10 protein-coding genes are annotated in these 12,757 nt (G+C 72.7%); 8 read left to right on the top strand and 2 right to left on the bottom strand.

Features of this window, described 5'->3' with window-relative positions:
* Positions 1 to 2 precede the first annotated feature (2 nt).
* A complete protein-coding gene (locus ACIBI9_RS07685; protein WP_397221149.1) occupies positions 3 to 548 on the bottom strand; it encodes a cupin domain-containing protein in 546 nt (181 codons plus the stop codon).
* Positions 549 to 660: 112 nt separating this feature from the next.
* On the opposite strand from ACIBI9_RS07685, the gene ACIBI9_RS07680 reads away from it, so the two are divergent.
* The 5 genes from ACIBI9_RS07680 to ACIBI9_RS07660 all read left to right on the top strand — a co-directional run bounded on the left by ACIBI9_RS07680 (position 661) and on the right by ACIBI9_RS07660 (position 7,957).
* Complete coding sequence (locus ACIBI9_RS07680) at positions 661 to 2,058, top strand: SWIM zinc finger family protein (protein ID WP_397221148.1); 1,398 nt, start codon at positions 661 to 663, stop codon at positions 2,056 to 2,058.
* Positions 2,055 to 3,428, top strand: coding sequence for a DUF5691 domain-containing protein (locus tag ACIBI9_RS07675; protein WP_397221146.1), 1,374 nt, complete (start codon positions 2,055 to 2,057; stop codon positions 3,426 to 3,428). The genes ACIBI9_RS07680 and ACIBI9_RS07675 overlap by 4 nt, the downstream gene beginning before the upstream one ends.
* Positions 3,425 to 4,489, top strand: coding sequence for an AAA family ATPase (locus tag ACIBI9_RS07670; protein ID WP_397221144.1), 1,065 nt, complete (start codon positions 3,425 to 3,427; stop codon positions 4,487 to 4,489). Before ACIBI9_RS07675 ends, ACIBI9_RS07670 begins: the two co-directional genes overlap by 4 nt.
* Before the next feature lie 67 nt (positions 4,490 to 4,556).
* Positions 4,557 to 6,821, top strand: a complete 2,265-nt coding sequence (locus ACIBI9_RS07665) for a DUF5682 family protein (protein ID WP_397221143.1) — start codon at positions 4,557 to 4,559, stop codon at positions 6,819 to 6,821.
* A complete protein-coding gene (locus tag ACIBI9_RS07660; RefSeq protein ID WP_397221142.1) occupies positions 6,818 to 7,957 on the top strand; it encodes a VWA domain-containing protein in 1,140 nt (379 codons plus the stop codon). Before ACIBI9_RS07665 ends, ACIBI9_RS07660 begins: the two co-directional genes overlap by 4 nt.
* Before the next feature lie 42 nt (positions 7,958 to 7,999).
* Here ACIBI9_RS07660 and ACIBI9_RS07655 read toward each other — a convergent pair whose 3' ends face one another.
* A complete protein-coding gene (locus tag ACIBI9_RS07655) occupies positions 8,000 to 9,442 on the bottom strand; it encodes an MFS transporter (RefSeq protein WP_397221141.1) in 1,443 nt (480 codons plus the stop codon).
* Between the two features lie 109 nt (positions 9,443 to 9,551).
* Here ACIBI9_RS07655 and ACIBI9_RS07650 point away from each other — a divergent pair, with 109 nt between their 5' ends.
* The 3 genes from ACIBI9_RS07650 to ACIBI9_RS07640 all read left to right on the top strand — a co-directional run bounded on the left by ACIBI9_RS07650 (position 9,552) and on the right by ACIBI9_RS07640 (position 12,749).
* A complete protein-coding gene (locus ACIBI9_RS07650; protein WP_397221139.1) occupies positions 9,552 to 10,286 on the top strand; it encodes a TetR/AcrR family transcriptional regulator C-terminal domain-containing protein in 735 nt (244 codons plus the stop codon).
* Positions 10,287 to 10,359: 73 nt separating this feature from the next.
* A complete protein-coding gene (locus ACIBI9_RS07645; RefSeq protein ID WP_397221138.1) occupies positions 10,360 to 11,733 on the top strand; it encodes an MFS transporter in 1,374 nt (457 codons plus the stop codon).
* Between the two features lie 11 nt (positions 11,734 to 11,744).
* Positions 11,745 to 12,749, top strand: coding sequence for an enolase C-terminal domain-like protein (locus tag ACIBI9_RS07640; RefSeq protein WP_397221137.1), 1,005 nt, complete (start codon positions 11,745 to 11,747; stop codon positions 12,747 to 12,749).
* Positions 12,750 to 12,757: the final 8 nt, after the last annotated feature.

Genomic DNA, 12,757 nt, shown 5'->3' with positions numbered 1-12,757 from the left:
TGCTAGGCCGTGAAGTCGGCGAAATCGAAGCCCGGGGACACGATGCAGCTCACCAGTACCGCTTCGTCGGAGGCCGGGCGGGCCGACTGCCACACGCCGCCGGGCACGATCGCCTGGGGCACCTGCCCCTGCTCCACGTCGGGCCCCAGCATGACCACGGAGTCGCCGATCGTCAGGCCCAGCGGGCCGCCGCGGTGCCACAGCCAGACCTCGTCCGACCTGACCATGTGCGGGACCGACTCCTCGCCCGGGTTCAGCAGGAAGTAGATGCCCGTGGCGCTGGACCGAGGCCCCGGGTAACCGTCCGGGTGGAAGGTCACGGACGATCTCCACGTCTCCCTGAACCAGCCGCCTTCGGGGTGGGGGAGCAGGTCCAGGGCCGCCGCGACGGGCGGGCGCTCGACGAACGCCACCGGGGCGCCCGTCACGTCCCTGCGCAGGAAGAGGTTCCCGTCCAGGACGAGCTGTCCGTCGAGCGGGCTGGCCAGGGCCGCCGCCTCGTCGGGTACCTGGATGGGCGGGCCGTCGGGGTAGGTGCGCAACTCCACCTTGGAGAGTTTATGCCGATAAATCGGGACAAGGTGGGTGGTTCATTCCCGGCCGATGGGCATCTCGCGGACGGGGCGCGAAATGTCGGTGGAGGTGGCTAGTCTGCGGCAGGTGATCGAACGGTGGAGCCGTGATCAGGTGCTCGCCCTGGCCCCGGACGCGGCGTCGCGGTCGGCCGCGCAGAAGGTGTCGGCGCCCGGGAAATGGTCGGCGTGCGGCACGACGGGCACGGTCGTGTACGGCGAGTGCGAGGGCAGCGGCGCCAGGCCCTATCTCGCCTGCGTCGATCTGGCCGAGCCCGCCTACCGGTGCAGTTGCCCGAGCCGGAAGTTTCCGTGCAAGCACGCGCTCGGGCTGCTGCTCATGTGGGCGGCCGACGGGGTGCCCGTCGAGCAGGGCGCGCCGCAGTGGGTGACCGAGTGGATGGAGACGCGGGCCGAGCGGGCCGCCAAGGAAGCGGCCAAGATCGAGGCGGCCCGGGCGAAGAAGGCCGCCGAGGTGTCCTCGGGTGAGAGCGACGGCGGGGCTCCCGGCGCCGGGCGGTCCGGCGGATCGTCGAGGCCGGGCGCGGAGTCCGTCCGCCACGGGCGCGTCGCCGCCGGGCTGAGCGAGCTGGAGCGGTGGCTCGACGACCAGGTGCGGCAGGGGCTGGCGGGGGCCGCCGAGCACGAATGGGAGGGGCTGGCCAAGCGGCTCATCGACGCTCAGGCGCCCGGTGTGGCGGGGGTCGTCTCCAGGCTGGTCCGGGTCCGGGCGGGCGACGACTGGCCGGGGCGGTTGCTGGAGGAATACGCGCTGATCCATCTGCTCGCCGTCGCCTACCGGCGGCGGGCGGAGCTGCCCGGGGCGCTGGCCGAGACCGTGCTGAGCCGGGTCGGCTTTCCCGTCGCCAAGGAGGAGGTGCTGGCCGGGCCCGCGGTGCGCGATCAGTGGGACGTGCTGGGCAGGCGGGACGAGGAGCAGGACCGGCTGACCTCGCGGCGGGTCTGGCTGCGGGGGCGCCGCAGCGGGCGGGCGGCTCTGGTGCTGTCGTTCGCGCCGCAGGGGCAGCCGCTGGACGCCTCCCTCGTCACGGGGACGACGATCGAGGCCGATCTCACGTACTACCCGGGGGCCGCACCCTTGCGGGCGCTGGTCGCCGTCCGGCACGACCCGGGCGCGGACGACGCCGCCCGATCCGGCTCCGGCGCGGGCGGGATCGGAGGCGGGATCGGGGGTGGGGTCGCCGGAGGGACGCCGCCCGGGGTGTCGCCGGAGCAGGCGCTCGACGAGGTGGCCGGGGTGTTGGGCGAGGATCCCTGGACCGAGTCGTGGCCGCTCGTGCTGGCCGGGGTGGTCCCGGGGCGCGACTCGATCGGCGGCCTGCCGCTGCATCGCGCGGCCCGCGACCCGTGGCGGCTGATCGCCGTCTCCGGAGGGCGTCCGGTCACCGTGGCCGTCGAATGGACGCCGCGCGGGCTGCGGCCCCTGACCACCTGGGACGACGAAGGAACGGCGGTGATCCTGTGACCGGCTGGGAGGAGCTGGCCTCGACGGCGCTCGTGGGGACCGATCGCAGGCCGTACCAGGGCGATCTGCTCGACGCCGCCGCCGTGGAGGTGGCGCGCAGAAGAGCAGGACGCAAGACCGGCGCGGCCGGGCCGCAGGACGCGTCTCCCGAAACGTCCCCCGAAGCCCAGGCCGCTCCTGCCGAGGAACGGGTGGCCGTGGGGAGGCGGGCGGCGGAGCGGCTGGCGCGGATCATGGGCGGCGAGCACGAGCGGCTGCTGCCCGAATGGCTGGCCGCGGCCGCCGCCACCGGCCGGAGGGTGCCGCCGTACGTGCTGCCCGAGCTCCTGGAGAAAGGACGGCGGGACCGCTCGATCCGGGTGCACCTGGGCGTCCTGGCCGGGCAGCGGGGCCGGTGGCTGGCCGGGCTCAATCCCGCCTGGGACTACCTCCTGGAGGAGCCGACCGGGGAGACGTGGGAGCTGGGCGGCGCCGCCGACCGGCGGGCGCACCTGCGCGCGCTCAGGACGGCCGATCCCGGGCAGGCCAGGCGGCTGCTGGAGAGCACGTGGGAGCGCGAGACGCCCGACGACCGGGCCGAGTTCGTGGAGGTGCTGGCCGACGGGCTGAGCATGGACGACGAGCCGTTCCTGGAGAGCGCGCTCGACGACCGCCGCCGGGAGGTGCGCCAGGCCGCCGCCAACCTCCTCACCCGCCTGCCCGGCTCGCGCCTGTCCCAGCGAATGGCCGAAAGGGCGCGGGCCTGCGTGACCATCTCCCGGAAGGTCATCGCGGCCGAGGCCCCCCGAGAGTGCGACAAGGCCATGGAACGCGACGGCATCCGTCCCAAGCCGCCCAGGGGCATCGGCGAGCGGGCCTGGTGGCTGCAGCAGATCCTCGCCCGCGCCCCGCTGTCGATCTGGGGCCACCCGCCCGCGACGCTGCTCAAGATGAGGATCCCTGACTGGGACGCCGAGGTGAAGGCCGCCTGGGTGCGCGCCGCCGTGCTGCAGAAGGACCCGGAGTGGGCGCGGGCGATGTTCGGCTGGGACCCGATCGCCGACCTCCTGGAGTCGCTGCCGCCCGACGAGCAGCAGGAACTCGCCGCCGATTTCGTGAAAAAGCATGATTTGGACAGCCAGTTGATCATGGTGTTGGGCGGAGTGTCGTCCCACTGGCGTGAGGGCCTGGCCACGGCCGTCCTCCGCAAGATCGTGAAGGTGGCCACCACGCAGCCGTGGAACCTCGGCGAGCTGGTCAAGCTGGCCGGCGAGCGCATCGACCCGGCCCTGTTCCCGCTGGCGCTGAGCTACTCGCCCGTGGAGTCCGTCCAGCAGGTGGCCGCCCTGCTGCGTTTCCGTGCCGACATGTACAAGGAGCTTCACCCATGACTGTTCTGCGTCCGCACGCGGAAGACCAGTACGCCGAGGAGCTGGCCTTCCTGGCCAAGGACGACGACCGGCCCAGGCCGCCCGGCTGGAAGCTCTCCCCGTGGGCCGTGACCACGTACATCCTGGGCGACGGAGACCGCGTCACCCCCAAATACGTGGGCGCGCGCCGCATCGTCGAGGTCGCCGTCGCCACGCTGGCCACCGACCGCGCGCTGCTGCTGCTCGGCGTGCCCGGCACCGCGAAGACCTGGCTGTCCGAACACCTGGCCGCCGCCATCAGCGGCGACTCCACGCTGCTCGTGCAGGGCACCGCGGGCACCGCCGAGGAGGCCATCCGCTACGGCTGGAACTACGCCAGGCTGCTGGCCGAGGGCCCCTCGATCGAGGCGCTGACCCCGTCGCCCGTGATGCGCGCGATGGCCGAGGGCCGGGTCGCCCGCGTCGAGGAGCTCACCCGCATGCCGTCCGACGTGCAGGACGCCCTGATCACCGTGCTGTCGGAGAAGACGCTGCCCATCCCCGAGCTCAACCGCGAGGTCCAGGCCGAACGCGGCTTCAACGTGATCGCCACGGCCAACGACCGCGACCGGGGCGTCAACGAGCTGTCCAGCGCCCTGCGCCGCCGGTTCAACACGGTCGTGCTCCCGGTCCCGGCCACCGCCGAGGAGGAGGTGGACATCGTCTCGCGCCGTGTCACCCAGCTCGGCCGCGCCCTGGAGCTGCCGGAGACGACGACCGGGCTGGCCGAGATCCGGCGGGTGGTGACGGTGTTCCGCGAGTTGCGCACGGGCGTCACCGAGGACGGGCGCACCAAGGTCAAGTCGCCCAGCGGCACCCTGTCCACGGCCGAGGCCATCTCGGTGCTCACCAGCGGCATCGCCCTGGCGGCCCACTTCGGCGACGGCGTGCTGCGGCCCTCCGACGTGGCGGCCGGGATCGTGGGAGCCGTGGTCCAGGAGCCGGTCTCCGACCGGGTGGTGTGGCGCGAATACCTCGAGACCGTGGTGCGCGAGCGCTCCGACTGGCGCGACTTCTACCGCGCCTGCCGCGAGGTGTCATGAGCGAGCGCAGCGAGCGACCCATCGGACACGGTCACGAAGTGCTCATGCGGCCGACGAAGGAGGACGCATGAGCGCCCTCCCGGTCCCCGGCGTCGAGGGCGGGCCGATCGTCTCGGTGCTCGGCGTGCGCCACCACGGGCCGGGCTCCGCGCGGGCCGTGCGGCAGGAGCTCGAGCGCCTGCGCCCCGACGCCATCCTCATCGAGGGCCCGCCCGAGGCCGACCCGCTCGTCGCACTCGCGCCCGAGCTGGAGCCGCCCGTCGCGCTGCTGGCCCACGTGCCGGGGGCGCCCGCGCGGGCCGCGTTCTGGCCGTTCGCCGCGTTCTCGCCCGAATGGCAGGCCATCCTGTACGGCACCGCGGCCGGCGTCCCGGTGCGCTTCTGCGACCTCCCGGCGGCCCATTCGCTGGCGGAGAGCGAAGACCGGGACGAAAAGCGGGGCGAGACCGAGGACGAAGACCGGGACGAAGACCGGGCCGAGACCCCCGGTCTGCGGGCCGACCCCATCGGCACGCTCGCCGCGGCGGCCGGATACGACGACCCCGAACGCTGGTGGGAGGACGTCGTCGAGCACCGCGGCGACACGCCCTTCGAGGTGATCGCCGAGGCCATGGCCGCCGTACGCGAGGGCTACGAGCCGGACGAGCGGGAGGCCAGGCGCGAGGCGTACATGCGCAAGACCCTCCGCGCGGCCCTCAAAGAGGGCTACGGGCGGATCGCGGTGATCTGCGGGGCCTGGCACGTCCCCGCACTGACCGGCCCGCTCCCGCCCGCCGCCAAGGACAACGCCGTCCTGCGGGGGATGCCCAAAGTCAAGGCCGAGCTGACGTGGGTGCCGTGGACGTACGGGCGGCTGGCCTCGTGGAGCGGCTACGGCGCGGGGATCACCTCGCCCGGCTGGTACCACCACCTGTTCGGCGCGCCCGACCGGCCCGTGGAGCGGTGGCTGGCCGAGGCCGCCGCGGTGCTGCGCGACGAGGGGCTGGCCGTGTCGTCCGCGCACGTCATCGAGTCCGTACGCCTGGCGCACAGCCTGGCCGCCCTGCGCGGCAGGCCCCTGGCCGGGCTCGGCGAGGTCACCGAGGCGGCCAGGGCCGTGCTGTGCGAGGGCGACGACCTGGCCGTCGAGCTGATCCAGCGACGCATGGTCGTCGGCGACCGGCTCGGCCAGGTCACCGACGGCACCCCGATGGTGCCGCTCCAGCGCGACCTGCGCGACCAGCAGCGGCGGCTGCGGCTCAGGCCGGAGGCGCTCGACCGCGAGATCGACCTCGACCTGCGCAAGCCGCTCGACCTCGACCGCAGCCACCTGCTCCACCGGCTCGGCCTGCTCGGCGTCGACTGGGGCGCGCTGGGCGAGTCGCGCGGGAAGGGCACGTTCAGGGAGACCTGGACGCTGCGGTGGCGGCCCGAGCACGACCTGGCGCTCATCGAGCAGGCCGCGCTGGGCACCACCGTGGCCGGGGCGGCGGCGCGGCGGGCCGGAGACCTGGCCGCGACAGACCGGACGGCCCTGGCGGACCTGACGTCGCTGGTCGAGCAGTGCCTGCTGGCCGACCTGCCGGAGGCGCTGCCCGAGGTGCTGGCCGCGCTGTCGGCCAGGGCGGCGCTGGACACCGACGTGACGCACCTGATGGCGGCGCTGCCCGCGATGGTGCGCGCCCACCGCTACGGCGACGTGCGCGGCACCTCGGTCGAGGGGCTGGCGGTGATCGTCCGTTCGATGCTGGAGCGGATCTGCGTGGGGCTGCCGGTCGCGGTGACCGGGCTGGACGACGACGCGGCGGCCGGCCTGCTCAAACACGTGGACGCCGTGCACGCGGCCGTCGCGCTCCTCGAGACGGACGGCGCGGGCGGGGAGGTGTCGCCGCGGAGCCGGTGGCTGGTCACCCTGCGGGGCGTCAGCGACCGGCAGGACCTGCACGGGCTCATCGAGGGGCGGCTCACCAGGATCCTGCTGGACGCGGGGGAGCTCGACGACGCGGGCGACCGCATGGCCAGGGCCATGTCCAGGGGGCAGGTCCCGGCCAGGGCGGCGGCGTGGGTCGAGGGGTTCCTGGCGGGCGGCGGGCTGCTGCTGGTGCACGATCCGCGCCTGCTGAGCCTGGTGGACGGGTGGCTCGCGGAGCTGTCCGGCGAGCAGTTCACCGACGTGCTGCCGCTGCTGCGCCGTACGTTCGGCGGGTTCGCCGCGCCCGAGCGCAGGGCGATCGGGGAGCGCGTCCGCTCGGCCGGGAGCGGCGCGCGGGAAGGGACACAGGACGTGGACGAGCGGCGCGCGGCGGCGGCCGTCGCGACCGTGCTCGCGATCCTCGGAAAGGAAGACGGATGACCGACGACGAGCGCCTGCGCAGGTGGCGGCTGGTGCTGGGCGGCGGCGACGCCGACGGCACGGGGCTCGGGCTGGAGGGCATGGACGCGCGGATGGACGCCGCGCTGTCGGCCGTCTACGACCAGGGCGGCAGGGAGGGCGGGCTCGGCGCGTCCGCGCCCCGCGTGGCCCGCTGGCTGGGTGACATCCGCACGTACTTCCCCTCCACGGTCGTCCAGGTCATGCAGAAGGACGCCATCGAGAAGCTCAACCTCACCAGGCTCCTCCTGGAGCCCGAGATGCTGGAGGCGGTCGAGCCGGACGTGCATCTCGTCGGCACGCTGCTCGCGCTCAACCGCGTCATGCCCGACCAGGCCCGCGAGTCGGCCAGGGCCGTGGTGCGCAGGGTGGTGGACGAGCTCGAACGCAGGCTGGCCCAGAAGACCAGGGCCGCCGTGACCGGCGCGCTCGACCGTTCGGCGAGGACAAACCGCCCCAAGCGGGTGGCCGACATCGACTGGGACCGGACGATCAGGGCCAATCTCAAGAACTACCTGCCGGAGAAGAACACCGTCGTCCCCTCGCGGCTCGTCGGCTACGCCCGCAGGCAGCGGTCGGTGCAGCGCGAGGTGGTGCTCTGCATCGACCAGAGCGGGTCGATGGCGGCCTCGGTGGTCTATTCGAGCGTGTTCGGCGCGGTGCTGGCCTCGATGCGGTCGCTCAAGACGTCCCTGGTGGTGTTCGACACGGCGGTGGTGGACCTCACCGACCAGCTGCACGACCCGGTGGAGCTGCTGTTCGGCACCCAGCTCGGGGGCGGCACCGACATCAACCGGGCCATCGCCTACTGCCAGGGCCTCATCACGCGGCCCACCGATTCGATCTTCATCCTCATCAGCGATCTCTACGAGGGCGGCGTCAGGGCGGAGATGCTGCGCCGGGTGGCCGCGATGACGCAGGCCGGCGTCCAGGTGATCGTGCTGCTGGCGCTCTCTGACGAGGGCGCGCCGTTCTACGACCACGAGAACGCCGCCGCGCTGGCCGCGATGGGCGTGCCCGCCTTCGCGTGCACGCCCGACGCCTTCCCCGACCTGATGGCGGCCGCGATCGAGCGGCGCGACATCGCGCAGTGGATCGAGCGTCACATCGCGGTGTGAGTCGTCATGCGGCTGGTTCACCGTGCGCCCCGCCACGGCGCGTCAGTGGCCGGACTCGCCCGGCCTGGCCTTGCGCGGCAGCAGGTACGACAGGGCGAACGTCAGGACCAGCAGCCCGACCTCGACCCACACGGTGACCTGCATCGACGAGCCGAAGCTCCACTGGCGCGCCAGCAGGTTGAAGAAGAGCGTCCCCAGCACGGCGGTGCCGAGCGCGCCGCCGAGCTGCTGGATCGCGGTCAGGGTGCCGGAGGCCGACCCCGACTCGTGCGGCTCGACGCCGGCGAGCACGATGTCGAAGAACGGCGCCATGGTCAGGCCCATCCCGATGCCGACGAAGGCGAGGCTGGGAGCCAGCTGCCAGCCGCTGACGTCGACCCCGGCCAGGTGGATGGTCAGGGCGAGCGCGGCCGCGCCCACGGCCATGACGACGGTGCCGATCTGCAGCAGGCCGCGGCCCAGCTTCTCCTGCAGGCCGGACATCGCCAGCCCGAAGCCGACGACGCCGCCGAGCGCCTGCGGCAGCCCGGTGAGACCGGCCTCGAGCGGCGTGAAGCCGAGGCCGAGCTGGGTGTAGAGGTTGAAGACGAGGCCGAGGCCCATCATTCCGGAGAAGAAGGCCAGGCCGGCGACCAGACCGCCGGTGAAGGCGCGCTTGCGGAAGAGGCCGGGCGTGACCAGCGGGTCCTTGCCGGACCTGGCGCGGCGCGACTCGTACTGGCCGAAGATCGCGAACACCACGATCGAGGCCGCCATGGACACGAACGTCCACACGGGCCAGCCCAGCTCGCGGCCCTGGATGAGCGGGTAGATCAGCAGGAACGAGGCCAGGGAGACGAGGGTGACGCCGACGAGGTCGAGCCTGGTGGCGTTCGAGAGGCGGTACTCGGGCAGGAAGCGCATGCCGGCCAGCGCGGCGGCCAGGCCGAGCGGCAGGTTGATCAGGAAGATCATGCGCCAGCCCGTGCCGAAGAAGTCGGCGTCGACCAGCCATCCGGCCAGCACGGGACCGCCCACGGACGAGATCGTCATGACCGGGCCGAACATGCCGAAGGCCTTGCCCAGATCCTGCGGCGGGAACATCTCCTTGATCAGCCCCAAGCCCTGCGGGAGCATGACGGCCCCGAACAGGCCCTGCAGCACCCGGCTCGCGATCAGCATCTCCGGGCTCATCGCGACGCCGCACAGCAGCGAGGCGGCGGTGAAGCCCAGCGCGCCGATCACGAACATGCGCTTCCTGCCGAACAGGTCGCCGAGGCGCCCGCCGGTGATCAGGCCGACGGCCATGGCCAGGGTGTATCCGGCGCTGAGCCACTGCACGACGCTGTCGCTGCCGCCCAGCTCCTTCTGGATCGTGGGGGCGGCGATCGTGGTGACGAGCGCGTCTAACAGATCCATGACCTCGGCGGCCAGGATCACGAACAGTGCGACCCAGCGCCAGCGGTAGGGCTGGATCTCGGTCGCCGCTGAGGCGGTGACTGTCATGGGGGCTCCTTAAGAAACGGTGTTCTATGAACGAACGCTGTTCGCTACGAACACTGTTTTAGTGGCGAACACTGTTCGTGTCAAGTACAGTGTTCGTATGATGGCTCGCATGGCGGAATCCGAGGACGTCCCGCTCCCCCCATGGCGTAAGTCGCGCAAGCCCGCCCAGCTGCGGCGGCAGCTCAGCCAGGACCTGATCGTCGAGGCCGGGCTGCGGATCCTCGACGCCGAAGGGCTCGACGCGCTGAGCATGAGACGCGTGGCCCAGGAGTTCGACACGGGGCCCGCCTCCCTCTACGCGCACGTGGCCAACAAGGACGAGCTGCTGGAGCTGATCTACGACCGGGTGCTCAGCGAGATCCGGCTGCCCGAGCGCGATCCGGGCCGCTGGAAGGACCAGCTGCGGGAGTACATGGTCGAGGTGCACCGGGTGCTGGGGAAGCACACCGACCTGGCCCGGGTGGCGCTGGCCAACATCCCCTCGGGGGAGAACTCGATCCGCATGGGCGAGTTCGTCTTCGGATTGCTGATCGAGGCCGGCATGTCGCCGAGGGACGCGTCCCTGTCGATGGACCGGATCTCCCTGTACGTCACCAGCGACGCGTACGAGGGCTCCGTCCACTTCGCCAGGATGCGCGGGGCCGGCCTGACCGACGCGCGGGAATACTTCGAGTCCTTCGTCGGGCAGATCGCCGGCTACTACCGGGCGCTGCCGGCGGCGCGGTTCCCGCACATCACCAAGTACGTGGACGACCTGATCGCCGACGACGGCGAGCAGCGCTTCCAGTACGGCCTGGAGCTGCTCCTCGACGGCATCGAGGCCCGCATGCCCCGCACGCCCTAGGCCCAATTGCCGAGGGCCGCCTAGGACCCCCGCCGGAGGTGCTGACGTGGGGGTTCGCCATAGCTTGCCCGGTATGACGATGACAGTTGAGAGATCCGCGGCGGGTGTGGTGTCGCCGCAGTACCGCGCGCTCAGCATCGGGCTGGTCGCGCTGGTCATGTTGGTGGCCTTCGAGGCGATGGCGGTGGCCACGGCGATGCCCGTGGTGGCCCGCGAGCTGGGCGGGATGCACCTGTACAACCTGGCCTTCAGTGCCACGCTGGCGGCCAGCGTGATCGCGACGGTCCTGGGCGGGCGGTGGAGCGACGTGCGCGGCCCGCTGCAGCCGATCGCGACCGGCGTGGCGGGCTTCGTGGCCGGGCTGCTGCTGGCCGGGTTCGCGCCGAACATGGAGGTGTTCGTCGCGGGCCGGTTCGTGCAGGGCCTCGGGGCGGGATTGATCCAGGTGTCGCTGTACGTGCTGGTCGCCCGGGTCTATCCGGGAAGCATGCATCCCAAGGTGTTCGCCCTGTTCTCGGCGGCCTGGGTGGTGCCGTCCATGGTCGGCCCGGCCATCGCCGGGTTCGTGGCCCAGAACATCGACTGGCGGTGGATCTTCATCGGCGTCTCCTTGATCGTCGTCCCGTCGGCGCTGCTGCTCTGGCGCGGCACCGCGGGGCGTGAGGTGGGCGACGGCATCGCCGGGCCCGCCCCCGGCCTCGGCCGCAAGCTCGTCTGGGCCACGCTGACCGCCGTGGCCGCCGCCCTGATCCAGTACGGCAGCGCGCTCGAGCTCGCGGGCCTGCCCCTGCTCCTCGCGGGGATCGTCCTGCTGGCCGTGGCCCTGCCCAGGCTGCTGCTGCCCGGCTCGCTCAGGGCCGCCCCCGGCCTGCCGACCGCGCCCGTGCTGCGCGGCCTGGCCTTCGGCTCGCTGACGGCCGCCCAGGTGCTGATCCCGCTCATGCTGATCAACGAGCGCGGCCTGACCGCCACCGGCGCGGGCCTCGTGCTCACCGTCGGCGCCCTCGGCTGGTCCACCGGCTCCTGGATCAAGGGCCGCGGCACGATCAGCCACCTGGCCGCCATCCGCGGCGGCGCCGCCATGGTCACCGCCGGCATCGCGCTGGTGACGCTCGTGCTCGTCGACTCCCTGCCGCTCGCGATCGCGTTCGTGGCCATGGCGATCGCCGGGCTCGGCATCGGCGCGCTGCACCCGACGGTGTCCGTACTGGTGCTGGAGATGTCCAAGGAGGGCGAGGAGGGCCAGAACACCGCGGCCGTCGGCGTGGGCGAGTCGGTCTTCACCGTGGTGGCCGTCGCGATCAGCGGCGCCCTGTTCACCGCCACCGCCGAGAACTACGCGATCGGCCTGTCCTTCACCGCCGTGCTCGCGGCCGTGGCCTTTCTGCTGGCCCCCCGTTTTGCCCAGTCCCGCACAGCAGGCACTATGGAGGGAGCCGCGTCATAAAAGGGGGATACATGCCGCGAGTGCGGGAGCTTGAGGTCTTCCGGCTTGTCCTGCCGTTCGGCAGGAAGTCGGAGACCCTGCTCGTGAAGCTCACCGACCACGGCGGTATGACCGGCTGGGGCGAGTCCGTCTCCCCCCAGCCGAAGACGTGGTCCAGGCTGGAGGAGTCGCTGGGCGCCCTGCTGATCGGCGTCGACTGGGAGCACCCCGACACGGTGGCGAGCGGCGATCCGGCGGTCGACATGGCCTGCTGGGACCTGTGGACCAGGATGCGCGGGGTGCCGCTCGCCGAGGCGATCGGCGGCACCCGCACCTCGCTCATGGCCACCGTCCGGCTGGTCCCCGACCCGTCCGTGGAGAGCCTCGTGGCCCGGGTCAACCAGCAGGTCTGCGCCGGGTACGGCCACGTCACGCTGGACATCAGGCCCGGCTGGGACGTCGAGCCCGTGCGGGCGGTGCGCCAGGCATATCCGGCGCTGACCCTGGCCGTCGACTGCGGCAACGCCTACACCGACCTCGGCCAGCTCGTCGCCCTCGACTCCTACGGGCTGGAGGTCATCGAGCGGCCCTTCGCCGTCGGCGACGTCTACACGCACGCCTCGCTCCAGGACCAGGTCTCCGCCTCGGTCGCGGTCGAGGTCGCCTCCACCGCCCAGCTGGACGACTACCTGACCCTGCGGGCCGCCAGGGTGCTGCTGCTGCGCCCGAACGCCTTCCCCTCGCTGACGGAGGCGCGCCGGGCGCACGACCGGGCCGCCGCGGCGGGCCTGGACATCCAGTGCGCGGGCGGCCAGGGCGCGGGGCTGGCCAGGGCGGCGACGGTGGCGGTCGCGAGCCTGCCGGGCTGCACGCTGCCGTGCGACGTGACGCAGCCGCCGCGCCAGAACCAGATCGTCACGCCGATCGTGGGCGCCAACGCCGGCGTCATCGCCGTCCCCCTCACGCAGTCGGGGCTGGGGCACGACATCGACGAGACCCGGGTCCGAAGGCTGGCAAAGGACTCCTTTCACGCGTAAGGGTTCCT

This window comes from Nonomuraea sp. NPDC050451 (genome assembly GCF_044458585.1).
The sequence above is the reverse complement of the archived record's forward strand: the minus strand, read 5'-3'. Positions and strand labels throughout refer to the sequence as shown.